The organism is Oceanobacillus halotolerans, assembly GCF_010993955.1.
GTDB lineage: Bacteria > Bacillota > Bacilli > Bacillales > Amphibacillaceae > Oceanibacillus_A > Oceanibacillus_A halotolerans.
Window position 1 is genome coordinate 1 of record NZ_WIXL01000011.1, and the last position, 18,244, is coordinate 18,244.

At 37.1% G+C, this 18,244-nt stretch carries 14 protein-coding genes, 1 rRNA gene, 1 riboswitch and 1 other annotated feature; of the genes, 6 read left to right on the plus strand and 9 right to left on the minus strand.

The window, feature by feature from the left end; all coding sequences use genetic code 11:
• Both GHC26_RS11990 and GHC26_RS11995 read right to left on the minus strand, forming a co-directional pair.
• A 16S ribosomal RNA gene (locus GHC26_RS11990) occupies window positions 1-60 on the minus strand; the annotation flags it as partial.
• Window positions 61-492: 432 nt separating this feature from the next.
• A complete protein-coding gene (locus GHC26_RS11995) occupies window positions 493-801 on the minus strand; it encodes a rhodanese-like domain-containing protein (RefSeq protein WP_163971512.1) in 309 nt (102 codons plus the stop codon).
• 118 nt (window positions 802-919) lie between these two features.
• On the opposite strand from GHC26_RS11995, the gene GHC26_RS12000 reads away from it, so the two are divergent.
• Entirely contained in the window at window positions 920-1,681 is a 762-nt protein-coding gene (locus GHC26_RS12000) for a hypothetical protein (protein ID WP_226376932.1), read from the plus strand.
• A 910-nt stretch (window positions 1,682-2,591) separates the two neighbouring features.
• Window positions 2,592-3,011, plus strand: a complete 420-nt coding sequence (locus GHC26_RS12005; RefSeq protein ID WP_163971513.1) for a hypothetical protein — start codon at window positions 2,592-2,594, stop codon at window positions 3,009-3,011.
• Between the two features lie 238 nt (window positions 3,012-3,249).
• Here GHC26_RS12005 and leuS read toward each other — a convergent pair whose 3' ends face one another.
• Complete coding sequence (gene leuS, locus GHC26_RS12010) at window positions 3,250-5,664, minus strand: leucine--tRNA ligase (RefSeq protein ID WP_163971514.1); 2,415 nt, start codon at window positions 5,662-5,664, stop codon at window positions 3,250-3,252.
• Between the two features lie 208 nt (window positions 5,665-5,872).
• Window positions 5,873-6,089, minus strand: a binding site (T-box leader).
• Window positions 6,090-6,543: 454 nt separating this feature from the next.
• Here leuS and GHC26_RS12015 point away from each other — a divergent pair.
• Complete coding sequence (locus GHC26_RS12015) at window positions 6,544-7,113, plus strand: class I SAM-dependent methyltransferase (protein WP_163971515.1); 570 nt, start codon at window positions 6,544-6,546, stop codon at window positions 7,111-7,113.
• 231 nt (window positions 7,114-7,344) lie between these two features.
• Here GHC26_RS12015 and GHC26_RS12020 read toward each other — a convergent pair whose 3' ends face one another.
• The gene (locus GHC26_RS12020; RefSeq protein ID WP_163971603.1) at window positions 7,345-8,409 is read right to left on the minus strand and encodes a tetraprenyl-beta-curcumene synthase family protein; all 1,065 of its coding nucleotides are present in this window, start codon (window positions 8,407-8,409) and stop codon (window positions 7,345-7,347) included.
• A 90-nt stretch (window positions 8,410-8,499) separates the two neighbouring features.
• Here GHC26_RS12020 and GHC26_RS12025 point away from each other — a divergent pair, with 90 nt between their 5' ends.
• Both GHC26_RS12025 and GHC26_RS12030 read left to right on the plus strand, forming a co-directional pair.
• Window positions 8,500-9,018, plus strand: coding sequence for a gamma carbonic anhydrase (locus GHC26_RS12025; protein WP_163971516.1), 519 nt, complete (start codon window positions 8,500-8,502; stop codon window positions 9,016-9,018).
• A 244-nt stretch (window positions 9,019-9,262) separates the two neighbouring features.
• Window positions 9,263-10,120 (plus strand): C39 family peptidase, encoded by an 858-nt coding sequence (locus GHC26_RS12030; protein WP_226376933.1) that lies wholly within the window; start codon window positions 9,263-9,265, stop codon window positions 10,118-10,120.
• A 339-nt stretch (window positions 10,121-10,459) separates the two neighbouring features.
• On the opposite strand, the gene asnB is transcribed toward GHC26_RS12030, so the two are convergent.
• Together asnB and metK are read right to left on the minus strand one after the other, a co-directional pair.
• Window positions 10,460-12,373: an asparagine synthase (glutamine-hydrolyzing) gene (asnB, locus tag GHC26_RS12035; RefSeq protein WP_163971517.1), complete on the minus strand. Its 1,914-nt coding sequence runs from the start codon at window positions 12,371-12,373 to the stop codon at window positions 10,460-10,462.
• A 244-nt stretch (window positions 12,374-12,617) separates the two neighbouring features.
• Window positions 12,618-13,820 (minus strand): methionine adenosyltransferase, encoded by a 1,203-nt coding sequence (metK, locus tag GHC26_RS12040; protein WP_163971518.1) that lies wholly within the window; start codon window positions 13,818-13,820, stop codon window positions 12,618-12,620.
• 159 nt (window positions 13,821-13,979) lie between these two features.
• Window positions 13,980-14,085, minus strand: a riboswitch (SAM riboswitch).
• 206 nt (window positions 14,086-14,291) lie between these two features.
• Between metK and pckA the strand changes: the two genes are divergently transcribed.
• The gene (pckA, locus tag GHC26_RS12045; protein WP_163971519.1) at window positions 14,292-15,878 is read left to right on the plus strand and encodes a phosphoenolpyruvate carboxykinase (ATP); all 1,587 of its coding nucleotides are present in this window, start codon (window positions 14,292-14,294) and stop codon (window positions 15,876-15,878) included.
• A gap of 491 nt (window positions 15,879-16,369) precedes the next feature.
• Here the strand turns inward: pckA and ytkD are convergent, their stop codons facing one another.
• From ytkD to GHC26_RS12060, 3 genes are all read right to left on the minus strand, one after another.
• On the minus strand, window positions 16,370-16,852 hold the full coding sequence (ytkD, locus tag GHC26_RS12050; protein ID WP_163971520.1) for an RNA deprotection pyrophosphohydrolase: 483 nt from the start codon (window positions 16,850-16,852) through the stop codon (window positions 16,370-16,372).
• A 121-nt stretch (window positions 16,853-16,973) separates the two neighbouring features.
• On the minus strand, window positions 16,974-17,294 hold the full coding sequence (locus GHC26_RS12055; protein WP_163971521.1) for a hydrolase: 321 nt from the start codon (window positions 17,292-17,294) through the stop codon (window positions 16,974-16,976).
• A 123-nt stretch (window positions 17,295-17,417) separates the two neighbouring features.
• Window positions 17,418-18,230: an ABC transporter ATP-binding protein gene (locus GHC26_RS12060; protein ID WP_163971522.1), complete on the minus strand. Its 813-nt coding sequence runs from the start codon at window positions 18,228-18,230 to the stop codon at window positions 17,418-17,420.
• Between the last annotated feature and the right edge of the window lie 14 nt (window positions 18,231-18,244).

Genomic DNA, 18,244 nt, shown 5'->3' on the forward strand with positions numbered 1-18,244 from the left:
TTGCATGTATTAGGCACGCCGCCAGCGTTCGTCCTGAGCCAAGATCAAACTCTCCATAGAAAAAGTTTGTGTAAGATTGACACCAATCAATCCTACGAAATTCTTAGCTTTCATTCGTACTTGACATACTGGTTGTTTTGTTCAGTTTTCAAGGAGCAAAATTTAAAGTGCTGCTTTAGCGACAGCTTATTAATTATATCATATCAACTAATTCAAGTCAATATGTTTTTTGTGATCTTGTGTCACCTTTTTCAGAGCGACTAAGTTAGTATACCATCTACCGACATCATAGTCAATAGTTTTTTTATTGCGCCTGCCTTTAGCGACAGGAATAAAATTATATCATCTGGTAATGATATTGTAAAGAGTTTCTATGAATTATTTTGTGGCTCGTTTGAGCAACAATTAGTATAATACAATCATAGGTATAAAAAGTCAACACAGTATACACTGGTATATTTTGGACATATTATACCCATGATATATACGTATTTAACTAATTACTTCCCCTTTCCATTCCAACATACCGCCAGTCATGTTGGCTACTTTAAAGCCATGCTCATCCATATAAGTAGCCGCAGTCATACTTCTTCTACCAGATCTACACACAAATATATATTCCTTTTCTTTATCCAAATTAGTATTATAAGGGATCTTCTCTAATGGAATATGCTTTGCATTTTCAATCATTCCCTGTTCCACTTCATCTTTTTCCCGGACATCAATAATGACGATATCATCATTATTATTTTCGATAAGATTTTCAACTTCGTATGGCGTATACTCTTTAATATGCTCCAAATCACTCATCCTTTCCGTATATGTTCCTTAGTTATGTATATAATAACAAATTGTACGTATAACATAACACTATTTTACACAAAATATGCCTATCTTAAAACCAATGGGGCGATTTATTGTGAAACGTACGTTCAGTATTATTATATGTTCATTAATCTTCCTCATCCTAAATAATGGAAATAGTATTGCTGTAGAAGAAACAGAAGATCAGGTATTAATTGAAAGTTACTATGAAGATATAACAGGAGATGGACAAAAGGACGAGATTCGATTAATGGGAGTTCCTTTTTCAGAGGAAACCTCATATTTTCATTCGATATGGGTGGATATTTCAACACCAAATGATCGGGAATGGAAAATTTCCTATGAAGGTGGGTATGATCCATCTCTTCAGTTTATTGATGTAAATCACGATAATATCAATGATATCATTTATCAAAGTGCAACAGGTGGAACTGGCGAATTATATCATTATAATGTGCATACATTAGCCAATGATAAGGTATCGGTGATCGAATTACCAAAGCCAGCTTATATTAGCGGTAAATTTCAAGAAGATTTTAAAGCAAGTTTAACAATAACACCAGGAAAAGACCCGATTATAGTTGACTTAAAAGACCGTGCAGATGATTATATACGCTTAGGCCTTTATAATACAGAAGGCGAATTACAAGAACAAAAAACATTAATGGTCGATCCAATTGCGTTTTTTGATCCTGTATTTATTAACAAAGAAAAAGGATATGGGCTAAAAAGTTACCAACAAATTAGCGGAGCTTATCATGCTGACCAACTCGGAACAATAGAAACACTTTGGTATTTAGAAAAGGATAAATGGCGCAATGTAAAAACGGAATGGGTTCCTTCTGATATAGAATAAGCTTTCGTTATTTATTGGAACCATCTTTACCAAACAAAATACCCTATACGAGATTACAAAGCTTAACTCATTCGGCGGGGGGTTCCGACGATCAGGAGTGATAGTACTGGCGTTGCGATTGACGTGAGTTCTTAATCAGCCTCCAAGTTAACACGTGACAAACCTCTATAGGGTACATTTTAATTATTACCTCTTAACTCCAATTCCATAATGCGACTTAAATCCATTACTACATCTTCCACTTATGGATCATTTTGTAATCTTAGTCTCTTGTTAGAAGTGAATTGTATACTAACGAGCAGCCTCGATTCACATCTGGTTACTCTTCATGCTCGTTTGTGTACTGACAAGCAATGAATCCCAAAACTTGTAGTGAACGTTCTTTACGTGCGAGAGTGCTCCAGCTCCAGCCCCACTAATGAAATTGACAAGTCTCCTTTGATTAGAGTTCAAATCATTTTTTTAATCGTCAGAGTTACTTCCGTTCATACGCATTATTTATAAAGTTTAACTCATTCGGTGGGGGTTCGACTCGACAGGACCGCTAGTGCTGATGTTGCTATTGAGAAAGAAAGCTACGATAGCGATACATCGCACGAAGCAAAAGCTTTTTTCTAGAGGACGTGGCGTTCTTCGTCATCCTGCCAGTTAACACGTGATAAATTTACCTCCAAGTCCCTTAATAATCATACTTTCAACCCCTGTATGAGAGTAACATATTGTAACATTTTCTCTATCTATTATTATCATCTCCTATAAATCTATTTTCGATGATGGTCTATTTATTTCCTGAAGCAGATCAATTTTGGGTGAATACTTCTATGTTTTTTAAAAAATTGATTTGCATCATATAAAACCTTCATTAACTTCATCATAATGGAGTTGGATAGGTTAAAGGAGAGTGAGCGATATGAAAAAAGTCGTGTTTATATTCCTTATCGTGCTGTTTGTATTGACACCTCTAGCAATGCAAATTCCAACTGGCACTAAAAATCTAGCTGATACATTCGATATTAATCCTAAAAACATAACAAAGCTAACGTTAAATATACCTTATCAAAATAACTATAAAAGTACGACTGACAAAAAGAAAATTAATGCATTCATCCATTACTTTAACCAGGTGACCTATGATAGATTACGAGGTGATGTAACTGCCTACATGCCCACCAAAGCAAGTATCATTTATGTTTATGGGAACGACAAATCAGATTTTATCGTCCCATATGAAAAAGAGGTGATGATAAGCCACAAAGTTTATAAGGTGGAAAATGGTGTAATCGAAAATGACTTTATAATCAAATTCTATAATTCACTTGATAGAAAGTAACCAGTCTATTAATTTTAGTGGGAGCTGTCCGATAAAATCCGAAGTCACCAATCAATTTCGATTGCTACTGTGTGTGCTTCTACAACAACACTAGAGAAATGAACAGCAATCCACTTTACAACAACCAAACGTCAAACTGATTTTTCTATATATTAATAAAAACCCCTACAGAGTGTATCCATCATTTTAGATCCACTCTATAGGGGCTATGAATTCAGATGTATTTTTTCCTGTAAGGCTAGTTCGCTACAATATTTACTAATTTCCCAGGAACAACAATTACTTTTCGTACGGTTTTTCCTTCTATTAATTCTTGGATTTTTTCATTAGCAAGTGCCTTTTCTTCCATTTCCTCTTTTGTTATATCTTTGGAAACATTCATCTTTGCTCGTACTTTACCCATAATTTGGATCACAACTTCCACTTCGTCTTCCACTAATTTAGATTCATCATACGTTGGCCATGCATCGTAACTGATCGTATTGGTATGACCTAATTTCTCCCAAAGCTCCTCTGCAATATGAGGAGATACAGGGGAAAGTAGCTTCACAAAGCCTTCCACATATGCTTTTGGTATTACTTCTGCCTTGTACCCCTCGTTAATAAATACCATCATTTGCGAAATACCTGTATTAAAGTGAAGATTCTCAAAGTCCTCTGTTACTTTTTTAACCGTTTCATGATAAACCTTATTCAAGGCAGTGTCCTCTGTTGTGTCTACTATTTTATCGGATAAGGTTCCATCTTCTTGAACGAATAATCGCCATACCCGATCAAGGAAACGCCGCGCACCATCCAGACCATTCGTTGACCATGCTACTGCAGCATCTAACGGTCCCATAAACATTTCATACAGGCGCAACGTATCTGCACCATGTGATGCTACAATTTCGTCTGGGTTAACGACATTTCCTTTCGATTTACTCATTTTTTCATTGCCTTCCCCCAAAATCATTCCCTGGTTAAATAACTTCTGGAATGGCTCTTTGGTTGGTACAACACCTATGTCATATAAAAACTTATGCCAAAAGCGAGCATAAAGCAAATGAAGTACCGCATGCTCAGCTCCACCAATATAAATATCAACTGGCAACCATTCTTTTAATGCCTCTGGATCGGCTAATTTTTCAGGATTATGGGGGTCAACAAAACGTAAGAAATACCAGCAGCTTCCAGCCCATTGTGGCATCGTATTCGTTTCCCGACGACCTTTCATTCCTGTTTTTTCATCTACTACATTGACCCATTCACTATTCGCTAGTGGAGACTCTCCTGTACCTGATGGCTTAATTTCGGTCATTTCTGGTAATTCCAATGGGAGCTCCTCTTCTGGAACTGCTGTCATTGAACCATCTTCCCAATGAATAATAGGAATTGGCTCCCCCCAGTAACGTTGTCTAGAAAATAGCCAGTCACGTAAACGATACGTTACTTTTTTCGTTCCTTTTCCTTCCGCTTCTAGCCATTCAATCATTTTCGTAATCGCTTCGTCTTTATATAAACCATTTAGAAAATCAGAGTTAACATGCTCGCCATCTTCAGTAAAGGCTTCTTTGGAAACGTCTCCTCCTTTGACTACTTCCAAAATTGGTAATTCAAATTTTGTTGCAAATTCATAATCTCGTTCATCATGTGCAGGTACAGCCATAATCGCACCAGTTCCATAGGTCATTAAAACATAATCGGCAATCCATATCGGCATTTTCTCTTGGTTTGCTGGATTAATTGCATAAGCACCCGTAAATACACCTGTCTTATCTTTTGCTAAATCAGTACGTTCTAGCTCTGATTTTTTCGTAACCTGATCTAAATAAGCTTCAACAGCTTCTTTTTGTTCACTAGTCACGATTTTTTCAACTAATGGATGTTCTGGAGCTAATACCGCATAGGTTGCACCGTACAATGTATCTGGTCTTGTTGTAAATGCAGTAAATTCCTCATCATATCCATCAATGGAAAACGTAATTTCTGCTCCTTCTGAACGGCCTATCCAATTACGTTGCATATCTTTAATACTTTCTGGCCAATCTAATTCCTCTAAATCTTCCAACAATCGGTCAGCATATGCTGTTATCTTTAACATCCATTGTTTCATTGGCTTTCGTATGACTGGATGGCCACCACGTTCACTTTTCCCATCGATAACTTCTTCATTTGCTAAAACAGTTCCAAGTGCAGGACACCAGTTGACTGGTACTTCATCAATATAGGCAAGCCCTTTTTCATAAAGCTTTGTAAAAATCCATTGTGTCCACTTATAGTAGTTCGGATCTGTTGTATTAATTTCACGATCCCAATCATATGAAAAGCCAAGCTCTTGAATTTGACGTTTGAAGGTGGCGATATTTTTTTCCGTAAATGCAGCCGGACTATTTCCAGTATCTAATGCATATTGTTCGGCAGGTAAACCGAATGCATCCCACCCCATTGGATGTAACACTTCATAGCCTTGCATCCGCTTCATTCGAGAAAAGATATCAGTTGCCGTATACCCCTCAGGATGACCAACATGTAAACCAGCTCCAGATGGGTATGGAAACATATCTAATGCATACACCTTCTCTTTCTCCGAATAGGTATCTGCTTTAAATGTCTTCTGCTCTAACCAATAGGTTTGCCACTTTTTTTCAATTTCTTGATGGTTAAAACTCATTTCTATATCCTCCTTTTAATCTCTATGTAATCATTATTATGGCGGTTCTAATGGTGCGTTGTAATTACTGGCAGGTAAGCTTTGAGGCCCCCTCAGTGTCTAGCACATCTAGCCCATATCATTACCAGTAAAACAAAACAGGTGAAAATCCCCCACACATTAACCTAAAGGAAAATTCATGCCTACTAAAAAAAGCTACTCATCCCACTAAAGGGACGAGAAGCTTGTATTTCCCGTGGTACCACCCAAATTAACGCAAAATTATTGCGCTCACTTGTATCCTTAACGCGGTTCTACGGCAAGAGCTACTCATGTTCACCCTTGCAACTTGAAGGGGAGTTCATAAATCATCAGGAACAGTTTGCACCAACCACTGTCTCTCTAAACCTGATTAATCTATTACTAGTCCTTCTCATTGTCGTTACCATATGTATAATCGCATTGTAATGATTGGTATTCGTTTTGTCAAGTACTTACCTAATTCTATTAGCTATAACTAAACAGGCCTTCTTCCAAAAAGGATCTATAAGAATTGGGGGATTATAGGAATCATTAGTAAACCGTTAACTCTCTGTTCACCTTTACAATCGTAAAAAGTCAGCAAAAAGTGGCATGTTTTTTTAAAAAAATTAGGTAAACTCGCCACTTCATCTATATTTTTTTCGATTAATAGGATAGAAAGAGGTGTTTTGAAAAGGGGTATAGGTCAACTCAGTTGACTTATTTGTTGACCTATCTGTTGACCTATCTGTTGACCCATCCGTTGACTATAAGAAAGAAAGAGAGAAAGAAGAAGAGGAGGTGGATATACAAATTCATTTTTGTAAATAACTCGTTCGTGCTAAAATGGCGATAATGAACCATAAGGGAGTTACGATGATGTTAAAAAAAGTCATACACAATGCACATGACCTAATACAAGAAGCTGTTCAGGAAGGGGATACTGTCATTGATGCTACTTGTGGAAATGGACATGACACTTTATTTTTAAGTAATCTAGTTGGCGAAACTGGAAAAGTGCTCGCGTTTGATATTCAGGAACAAGCACTAACGAATACTGCCGAACGATTACAAGTTGCTAAGTGGATTAATACAACATTAATCCAGGATAGCCACGCTAATATGGATCATTATTTATCCAATGACCTAAAAGGAAAAGTAGGTGCTGCTATTTTCAATTTAGGATACCTACCTAAAGGTGACAAGGCTATTATTACAAAAGGAAATACAACCATTAAAGCCATTCAGACACTTTTAGAATATCTAAAAATAAACGGACTAATTAACATTGTTATCTACTATGGTCATGAAGGTGGTCAAGAAGAAAAAGATGCAGTCTTAGAATTTGTAAAGAACTTAGACCAAAAACGGTTTAGCGTATTGCGATATGAATTTATTAACCAGCAAAATAATCCGCCATTTCTTATTGCTATTCAAAAAAGGCAATAATCTCAACTACATGGTTACTGAATAGCTCGCTCTGTTACCTTTTGGCGATCATTACTGCTGTTTTGAGCACTGAGAAGGCCGATCTGTTACCTCCCAATCACTTCTACTACTTCTTCTTCGTCACTAAGAAGCTCGCTCTCTTTCTCCTTGGCGAGCTTCTAACCTCATTTATGAACTGTTAACTGTATAACACGTCCTTTTCACCACACAACCACACAAACATCCATCTAATTATCGTTCCTTTTTCATTTTATGATATAACTTCGTGTTCCAATGAAAGAAACGAGCCTCTGGTCCACTAACCTTTAATAAAAATTGAGTCATTTCATTCCCACCATGTAGCTGTTTTACTTTTGGATCTGCTAAATATAACCCAACGAGTCCGTGGTGTATCATCTCGTGAAATCGTCTGTTTGGTAGACCTTTTACATGCTGATCAGCTTTTTCAATAAACCAAACTAAACGATACTTTAAGTCACCCTTATTTGCGTAGTAATGACAGAAATTTAGATCTCCTTCTTCCAAATCCTCATCCTGATCAATATAATAATCCAATAAAATATGTAACCCTTGCATATATGGGAAATACCCTTCATAAATAGATGCAACTAACTCACTTGACAGTTTGCCACCTAAAGCGTAGGACAAAATACAAAAAATACCTAGTGTGGAACCAGTAGCAGCGGAAAATTCATACCAAGTTAACGTAGGAGCTTCCTTTTTATACCCTTCATACCACGTCGTTAACCGCGGGATTCGTTCTTCTTTCTGCACATGTTTATATACCTGTAAATCTCCATAAAGTCCTTGGAGTTTTAATAAAATTGGTTGTATTTCCTGATAACTTGAAAGCTTCCTAATTGTTTTTTGACAGGTTCGAACAAGGTCAGCTAAATATTCCCCATCAATCTGATCCTGCCGAAATGCATAATAGTTTTTAATGGATGCATCTGGTGATAGTGCATCTGTCATGGCTTGATGTAATAACCTGAAATCATCAGGATCCATTGATGTACTCCTGTCACATAAATTGTCTAAATAATCACTAATGGTTTGGTAAGCGACGATAAACCGAATTGCCACTTTCCATTGATATCCTGCTAATAAAGCATAGACTCCACCACCTTGGCAATGGAATCGTTTCGACTGAATACTTGTAAGTGCTTGTGTACGCAATTCTACGTTCGGAATTTGTTCAGCACGTTTTTCCCATTTTTGTAATTCCACATCCACCGCGGGAAAAATCTTACGGTAAATAGTTGCCATTAGTGTTGTAGGTGTTTTTGGTATGCGTATAGCCAACCCTCATCCTCCGTTCAAAACATTCCTAGTCTATTCATGATTTGTTATACTTATTATAGTACCAAAAAACAGAGGAGGATAGGAATGATACATTCATATAAAAATTATCAACCAATCATACATAATAGTGTTTATGTTGCCAAAAATGCTACCATCATTGGTGATGTAACAATTGATGAACAATCAAGCGTATGGTTTAACACAGTAATAAGAGGTGATGTTGCACAAACAACAATTGGGAAACGGGTTAATATCCAGGATTTATCGATGGTTCACCAAAGTCCTGATACTCCCGTTATCATAGAAGATGACGTAACCATCGGACATCAAGTAACCGTTCATGGAGCAGTCATTCGACAAAATGCACTAATTGGCATGGGATCGATTATTCTGGATGGTGCAGAAGTTGGAGAAAATGCTTTTATCGGTGCTGGAAGTTTAGTTCCTCCTGGAAAGAAAATACCGCCAAATACATTGGCACTAGGACGGCCTGCTAAAGTAGTTCGTGACTTAACAGAAGAAGATTATCATGAAATGGAACGTGTCCGTAAATCATATGTGGAAAAAGGACAATACTATAAACAAAAAACCGAATTGTATTAAAGGGAAACTTCAATCAGTGGGGGTTTCCTTTCTTCCCCCACTGATGATTAGTTGAACGAATCGGACATTTACGGGCAGTTTGATCCCCCACTTATCTTTTTTGGATCTCCTAAGAAATCTTGAAGTGGGGGACTTACTTTCCGTTACATGCGGGATAAATGGTAGAAAAATGTCCTTAACATCTCCACATTTATACCGATATTAATATTAACATCATAAGAAAGAGATCCTTGGAGTGTATAAAATGCTAATAACGTTGTTTTTATTAAGTTCCATCATCGGAATCGCTTTTTTTATGTTTCTTCCAAAAATCCAGATAACATGGATCAAGAAGTCGTTTATAATTTATGGGATTTCCTTTTCGATAACGGCTGTTGTTCTTCTTAGTGTTTTTCTCTATGAACACCGTACACTCTACGTAAACGCACTAGACAGCTTTATAAATAAGTCAGAAGCTGCGCAAACGGTAGAACCTGCAACCACTTATGTTTCTGACAAACACATAGAAGAATCAGTGAAATTGGAAGCACCACAGGTAGAACAAATGCCAGAGTTGCCTCGAGGGTGTGAGGTTACCAGTTTAGCGATGCTATTACAATATCATGGACTTGATGTAGATAAAATGGAATTAGCTAAACAAGTGAAAAAGAACCCAACCCCTTACCGAGAAACAGATAAAGAAATTTATTTCGGGAATCCACATAATGGATTTGTTGGTGATATGTATACCTTTTCCAACCCTGGCCTTGGGGTGTATCACGGTCCTATTGCCGAGTTAGCTGCTTCTTATTTAGGCGAGAGGGTTCACGATTTTACAGGAGGCGACTTTCAAGAGATCCTCCAACACCTCAATCAAGATCGGCCTGTTTGGGTAATCATTAATGCAGCCTATAAAGAATTACCAAAAGAAGATTTCACAACATGGAAAACCGAAGATGGTGAAATTTCCATTACACGCAGACTTCATTCTGTACTTGTAACTGGTTATGATGACAACTATATCTATTTCAATGATCCGTTAAACAGAGAAGAGAAAGCACCAATTGACTCATTTAAAGCTGCTTGGAACCAAATGGGGAAGCAGGCAATTACGGTTTTTTAACCAATGCCCGCTTCCCCTTTTTTCAAAAGATAAGAGTGTATAAAAAACTTGGCTTTATTTTGTTCATGTACAGGAACAGCCACGTCCAGCTTTGAGCGATTGACGTCCTAGTGCCAATAGACATAAGGAAGCACGAGTTTTCATCGGCCAGCGCCTACCCCCGCGATGTCATAAGTCAATCCACATTACGCGCAAAAGCCGCCACGTCGAGGCTTGGCTTATGCTTGGCAGGTAAGAAAGAAAACGTTCTTACTGCATAAGTGCAACTAAGGCTTTTGCCACTTGGCGACAAGCCAAGTTTTCTAATCGGGGGTGATCAAGGCGCTTACGCTTTTGTTCTTATCCGATTGGCTGCATAGTTGCTGCTATCTCTATATCTGCTTTTTTCAATTCACTTACATCATATTTCTTTTCAACATATATTTGATGCCAAAGCATAAACATCAATACGGTCCAGATCTTACGGCTGTAATCCCCTTTTCCTTGACAATGTGCATCCAGCAAACTAAGGATATAGTTTTTATGCAGTAAGTGATTTGTTTGGCTTTCTTGAATTAAGTTTTTTGCCCAACTATTCAACTCATTTTTTAGCCAATGTCGAATTGGTACAGGAAATCCTAATTTTTTGCGGTCCAGTACATGATCTGGAATAATACCACGAGATGCTTCCCGTAAAATGCTTTTAGTTGTTCCATTTGCAATTTTCAAATCAACTGGGAGTTCACTTGCCACTCGGAATACTTCCTTATCTAAAAATGGAACACGTAGCTCCAATGAATTTGCCATTGTCATTTTATCTGCTTTTAACAAAATATCTCCACGCATCCATGTATGAATATCAACATATTGCATTTGATTAACCAGTGGCTCATCTGCTACATGATCAAACAACTTACCTGTTACATCACGATAGGATAAATCATCACGATAGTGTTTTAGTATTTTTTGTTTCTCCTCATCTTCAAACATTTTCGCATTCCCGATATAACGATCACGTAATGGTGTTGTACCACGTTCTAAAAAACTTTTTCCTCGTACTCCTTCTGGTAAAACAGCAGCTACTCTGTTCAACAAACGGTTTGCTGTGGAAGGCACATGTTGAAACATTTTTAAAGATTCTGGTTCACGGTATATATTATATCCACCAAATAATTCATCAGAACCTTCCCCAGACAACACAACGGTAACATGTTTTCGTGCTTCTCGTGCTAGAAAGTATAATGGGACACAGGATGGATCTGCTAATGGATCGTCCATATGCCACATAATTTTTGGCAGTTTTTCAATATACTCTTCTGGAGAAATAATATAAGAAATATTTTCTACATTTAATTTATCTGCTGTCTCTTTTGCGACGTCTATCTCAGAAAAGCCTTCTCGTTCAAATCCAACTGAGAAGGTTTTAATATTCGGGTTAAACTCTCTAGCCATTGAGACAATGATGGTGGAATCAATTCCACCAGATAAAAATGAGCCAACTGGAACATCACTGCGCATATGAACATTAACCGAATCATACATAACATCTTGGATCCGTTTCATCCAGCGCTGTTTATCCATTAAAAGTGGATGGAATGTTGCATGATAATAGCGTGTGAATTCTATTTCTTCATTCGGCTTCTTCATAAAGTAATGACCAGGTTCTACTTTTTGTATCCCTTGTGTCATTGTCATTGGTTCTGGAACAAACTGAAAGCTTAAATAATGCTGAAGCGCATCCAAATCAACCTCTTCCTGCTTCATCATTAAGGTAATACTCTTTTTCTCTGAGGCAAATACAGTACCAGCCTCTGTCTCATGATAAAATAACGGCTTAATACCAAAAGGATCTCTTGCACCATATAATGTTTCATTTTCTTTATCCCACACTAAGATGGAAAACATTCCTCTTAAATAGGAGAAGGCATTTTCTTTATACTTTGCAAATAGTGCAGCAATCACTTCTGTATCTGACTCTGTTTCAAAGGAGTATCCTTCTTTTAATAAGTTCTCACGTAATTCTACATAATTATAAATTTCACCATTAAAAATAAGCCATATTTTTTCATCGTCATAACATAATGGCTGTTGTCCACATTCAATATCAATAATACTTAATCTTCTAAAACCAAACGAAATATAGTCATCATGATAATATCCTTCATCATCTGGACCTCTATGGGTAATTATATTATTTTGTTCTTGAAACAGTCCAACTACTTCCTCATTAGGTGTCATTGACTGATTGCGGATCATACCAATAAATCCACACATATCTCTAACCTCTCTCTCTATTCCATATCATATCTAACTGAGTATACCATAAAAATAAACAATCGTTCTATTATTAATTTGTGAGTTTTTCCTTCCCTTATGTATGGGGCAAAAGCTCAACGTCAAAACTTATGATTTAGGTCATCTTCGCCACTGGAATAACATATTAAAAGCGTAGTGATAAACGAGAAAAAGTCACGACCATTCAATCGTGACTTAAAATCCAGTTTTACTTCTATTCCTATTAATCAGTTGTTGCCAGGGCTCTTAGCTCGTCTACTTTATCTGTTTTTTCCCAAGGGAATTGGATATCTGTTCTCCCAAAATGGCCATATGCTGCTGTATTCTTAAAGATAGGCTTTTGCAAATCAAGCATCCGAATGATACCCGCTGGTCGTAAATCAAATATGGCACGTACTGCGCTAACCAGGGCTTCTTCATTTACTTTTCCTGTACCAAATGTATTGATCGCAATGGATACAGGCTCGGCAACTCCAATGGCATAGGCTAGTTGTACTTCACATGTTTTAGCAAGTTCAGCTGCAACAATATTTTTGGCAACATAGCGAGCGGCATAAGCAGCAGATCTGTCCACTTTTGTCCCATCTTTTCCACTAAATGCTCCTCCACCATGACGAGAATAGCCACCATACGTATCGACAATAATTTTACGTCCTGTTAAACCTGCATCACCTTGTGGCCCACCAATAACAAAACGGCCTGTTGGGTTAATAAAGTACTTTGTTGTATCATCTAGAAGTTCACTAGGTACAACATGCTGGATTACATGCTCCATGATATCCTGTTCAATTTGTTCCAAGGTAATGTCTTGGTGGTGTTGGGTTGAGATTACGATGGTGTCAACACGAATAGGATTGTCCTGTTCATCATACTCTACTGTTACTTGTGTTTTGCCGTCTGGACGTAAATAGTCCAAAATCTTCTCTTTTCGTACATCCGCTAAGCGCTTTGCTAAATGATGTGCCAAGGAAATAGGAAGTGGCATTAATTCTGGCGTTTCATCAGAAGCAAACCCGAACATTAACCCTTGGTCACCAGCACCAATTGCATCAATTTCAGCATCACTCATTTTTCCTTGTCGTGCTTCTAATGCAGTATTCACTCCACCAGCTATATCAGGAGATTGTTCATCAATTGCTGTCAATACCGCACAAGTCTCTGCATCAAAACCATATTTCGCTCTTGTGTAGCCTATACCTTTAATAGTTTTGCGAACAATGGCAGGGATATCCACATATGTAGTTGTCGTGATTTCTCCTGAAACTAATACTAATCCCGTCGTTACTGTTGTTTCACAAGCAACACGTGCATTTGGGTCTTTTGCCAAAATTTCATCTAATATGGCATCCGAAATTTGATCACAGATTTTATCTGGATGTCCCTCTGTGACAGACTCAGATGTAAATAAACGTTGATTTGTAGCCATTTGGCTAAATCCTCCTCAATTGAATGGTACGGACCTCTATTTTTTCAGTATATGTTAAATTTGTTATTTTTAAAGGAAGGAAAACATAAATACCTTATGCTGATCCCAAACCAAAAAAACCTTTCCTTCAATGACGAGGAAAGGAGTTATAGCCTTTCGCTCTTATTGTTCAAGGACCATATCCTTGCACCAGATTAGCACCTTCCACTTGCGTGAGGTTGCTGGGCTTCATTGGGTCTGTCCCTCCACCAACTCTGAATAAGAGAGTATCCGCTCAAAATTAGCTTAACGAAAGAAATAAGGCATGTCAACTTATAGCGAAATTTGGTCACAAATTTTTAACAATAAATCTTATAAATAGTATGGACTACTATTTTCAATGTGTTATACTAATAATCAGATTAAAGAAACGGGCTAGAAAGGGAATTTCTTTTCTAGACAAAATCCATCAAAAAAGGCAGGTCATAAATAATGAACAAGGTGGAACCATCAACCTTAAACGCTCTAACAGAGCATGAAAATGTACACAAAAATTTATCTGTCCCACAACTTGTGGAGGAAATTTTAGCACGTAAAGAGGGGGTATTGACCGCAACTGGATCTGTTCGTGCTACAACTGGAAAATACACTGGACGGTCTCCTAAAGATAAGTTTATCGTAAAAGATGAAGTTTGTGAAGATGATATTAACTGGGGAAGCGTAAATCAACCTATAGATGAAGGAACTTTTAATAACCTTTATGAAAAAGTAATTGATTACCTTACAAAAAAAGATGACTTATACCAATTTAAAGGATTTGCTGGTGCTGATGAAAAATATCGCTTACCGATACAAGTGATTAATGAGTATGCATGGCATAACCTCTTTGCTAGACAATTATTCATCACTCCAACAAGTGAAGAACTTGCAACACACGAACCTGGATTTTCTGTTATCTCTGCACCAACTTTTAAAGCAGATCCAGAGGTTGACGGAACAAACTCAGAAACCTTTATTATCATTTCCTTTAAAAAACGTGTTGTCTTAATTGGCGGAACCGAATACGCAGGAGAAATTAAAAAATCTATTTTCTCTGTCATGAACTATCTACTACCGAAGCAAGATATTTTATCGATGCATTGTTCTGCAAATGTAGGCCAAGAAGGGGATGTAGCATTATTCTTCGGACTATCTGGAACAGGTAAAACGACATTATCCGCTGATCCATATCGTCGATTAATTGGCGATGATGAGCATGGTTGGAGCTCGAATGGTGTTTTCAATGTTGAAGGTGGTTGCTATGCAAAATGTATTAATTTATCAAAAGAAAAAGAACCACAAATTTATGATGCTATTCGCTTTGGATCTGTTTTAGAAAATGTCGTAGTAGACGATGCTACACGTTTGCCTGATTATGATGACACTTCCTTAACAGAAAATACACGTGCAGCATATCCATTAGAAAATATCGATAACATTGTATCACCGAGTGTTGCAGGACATCCAAATACGATTATTTTCTTAACTGCTGATGCTTCAGGAACACTACCACCAATCAGCAAGCTAACAAAAGAACAAGCCATGTATCATTTCTTAAGCGGATATACAAGTAAACTAGCAGGAACAGAGCGTGGTGTTACAGAGCCAGAAGCAACATTTTCAGCATGTTTTGGCTCCCCATTTTTACCATTACCACCTGCTGAGTATGCGAAAATGCTAGGGGAAAAAATCGATCAATACAATTCCAATGTCTTCCTTGTTAACACTGGTTGGACTGGTGGTTCATATGGTGTTGGAAAACGGATGAAACTTTCTTATACTCGTGCAATGGTTCATGCGGCACTAGAAGGAGAGTTAAACACTGTCGAAACAACACAAGACGATATCTTTGGTTTAAACATTCCATTGCATGTTCCTGGTGTACCTGATGAAGTATTAGTTCCAAAAAGTACATGGGAAGATAAATCAGCATATGAACAAGAAGCAAAAGAATTAGCAATGAAATTTCACGAGAACTTCAAACAATTTAATCAAGCAAGTAATGATATTAAACAGGCAGGACCTTTATACAAAGGATAATATTCGTATCCTCATCCCAAAAGGATTTATTTATATGAAAAACCGATCTCTACTTAGAGGTCGGTTTTTTCTTGTCTGTTGTTGCTTTATACAGTTTGAATCTTAAATACTGTCTTTACCCGCTTTGGAAATATACTTCAGTTAGTTGGAGATGGAGTACAATCGCACTTAAAGAACGTTCACTGCTGGTCTCGAGTTCTTTGGTAGTCAATACAGAAATGAATATGTAGAGCAGTCAAAAGTGAATCGAGGTGGTTTGTCAGTGCATAATCGAGTGTGAAATGCAGGCAAAAGCAAATCGAGGCCGCTTGTCAGTGCACAAACCACTGCTTCGACGTAGGAAAACAACAATATATGTGAAAAGAACCTTTCGAAAAGTATGCTGATATAAAGTAACTTTTGATAATAGTTGATGCCATGCATAAATTATTAGAGGGATGGCTAATTAAGTATACTGATCAATTGGTTTTGAATTCAAACGAAAAACCGCCTTAAACGGGGTGGTTTGGGGCGGTTTTTTGGATATAATTTAAACTGTGGGTCAAAACATCATCCTTCATAATAAAACTGTATGCCTTATTTTCTTTTATATTTTGTGGGATTGTTTCTATGACAACAGGACCTTCCGTTTCATAATAGGTATCTTGCCGATGTAGTTCATCCACTTCAGCTACATAGACATTTTTTGTAATTTGATCTCCCTTGCCCTTCACATAATATTGGCCAATATATTGTAGACTTTTTACATGACCACCAGTTTCTTCATATACTTCACGAACTGCTGCTTGTTCTGCGGTTTCACCGATTTCCACTTTACCACCAGGAAATTCTAACCCGCGTTCAGCATGCTTGGTCAATAACCATCTATTCTTATACATGCAAATCACAAAGACATGCAATGGATGAACTGAAAACGGATGATCCCGAAATGAAAGTCTTACTTCATTGTTATAATAATCCTTAAACGTATACATACCTTCGAAACCTCAAACTTTCTTTAAATGTAACCCCATTATTGCCAATAATAAAAATAATAATCACCAATATATGTGAAAAAGAATAAGATAGTACTATCTTATTCTTTACAACAGCATTTTACAAATGTTTATCAGGTAATATGTCCATTTCCTTAATATGTTGCTTCGTTGTCTCGTCTCCTAATTCATATAACATTTGAAATGCTCTCGTTTCATCAGCATCATAATCATCATTAGCATCATCTTCGTGATAAGGTTTTATCGGAACGTGTGACCGAAAAAACGCACGTATATCTGCATTATACATCGTATCCATTTTCTCACGTAATATACGAACTTCATCATCTGTAGCATAAATAACAAATTGATCATTATTATCGTACGGAATTTGCGAAATCTCTCTAGATCCTACATTAACATAAAATTTTTTCTTGTCCATTACTCACACCTCCTAATCCTTATGTTGACTCAACAAGCATAAAAGCATGTATGGGGGTTAAAAACAAACACATGAAAAAACCACCAATCACAAAAATTGATGGTTAATTAGCATATAGTGTTCCTAATTTAGAGTCCGGTTTGCAAAAATACAACGACCTTTTCCATGGGGAATACACATTGGTGTTCCAAACATTGGGTCAAACGTAACGTCACATTTCATTTGGAATACATCGTGAACTAAATTACAGGTTACAATTTCTTCTGGTTTACCTTGTGCATAAACATTTTTATCTTTCAGTGCTATAATATGATGTGCATAGCGACAGGCAAGATTTAAATCATGCAATACCATTACAATAGTACGCCCGTCTTTTTCATTTAAATCAAATAACAAGTCAAGTACTTCTATTTGATGGGTCATATCTAAATAAGTTGTTGGCTCATCTAATAATATCGTATCGGTTTCTTGAGCTAATGTCATGGCAATCCAAGCACGTTGACGCTGACCACCTGATAACGAATCAACCGTACGATCCTTTAAATCCATCATATTTGTCGCCCCAAGTGCTTTATTAACAGCATCTTCATCTTCTTTGGACCATTGTTTTAAAAACCCACGATGTGGATGTCTCCCTTGGTTGACCAATTCTTTTACTGTTAAACCTTCAGGCGTTACAGGACTTTGAGGTAAGATAGATAACTTTTTAGCAACATCTTTTGTTAATAATTTAGCTATATCGGTTCCATCTAAAACAACGTCACCTTGTTTTGGCTTTAATAAGCGTGCCAAGGAACGTAGTAAAGTGGACTTACCACAACCATTCCCACCAATAAGGATCGTAATTTCACCTTTTGGAATGGTAACATTTAAATTATCAATAATAATGTCTTCCCCATAGCCAAGTGTTAATTCTTTTGCTGTTAACGTCTGCATTGGAATCTCTCCCC

What these genes read in the sequence shown, in the direction of transcription:
- GHC26_RS12030 (WP_226376933.1), top strand. Translation starts at nt 9,263, where the DNA reads ATGCTAATAACGTTGTTTTTATTAAGTTCCATCATCGGAATCGCTTTT.
- GHC26_RS12060 (WP_163971522.1), bottom strand. Translation starts at nt 18,230, where the DNA reads ATGCAGACGTTAACAGCAAAAGAATTAACACTTGGCTATGGGGAAGAC.
- pckA (WP_163971519.1), top strand. Translation starts at nt 14,292, where the DNA reads ATGAACAAGGTGGAACCATCAACCTTAAACGCTCTAACAGAGCATGAA.
- metK (WP_163971518.1), bottom strand. Translation starts at nt 13,820, where the DNA reads ATGGCTACAAATCAACGTTTATTTACATCTGAGTCTGTCACAGAGGGA.
- GHC26_RS12055 (WP_163971521.1), bottom strand. Translation starts at nt 17,294, where the DNA reads ATGGACAAGAAAAAATTTTATGTTAATGTAGGATCTAGAGAGATTTCG.
- asnB (WP_163971517.1), bottom strand. Translation starts at nt 12,373, where the DNA reads ATGTGTGGATTTATTGGTATGATCCGCAATCAGTCAATGACACCTAAT.
- leuS (WP_163971514.1), bottom strand. Translation starts at nt 5,664, where the DNA reads ATGAGTTTTAACCATCAAGAAATTGAAAAAAAGTGGCAAACCTATTGG.
- GHC26_RS12005 (WP_163971513.1), top strand. Translation starts at nt 2,592, where the DNA reads ATGAAAAAAGTCGTGTTTATATTCCTTATCGTGCTGTTTGTATTGACA.
- ytkD (WP_163971520.1), bottom strand. Translation starts at nt 16,852, where the DNA reads ATGTATACGTTTAAGGATTATTATAACAATGAAGTAAGACTTTCATTT.
- GHC26_RS12015 (WP_163971515.1), top strand. Translation starts at nt 6,544, where the DNA reads ATGTTAAAAAAAGTCATACACAATGCACATGACCTAATACAAGAAGCT.
- GHC26_RS12025 (WP_163971516.1), top strand. Translation starts at nt 8,500, where the DNA reads ATGATACATTCATATAAAAATTATCAACCAATCATACATAATAGTGTT.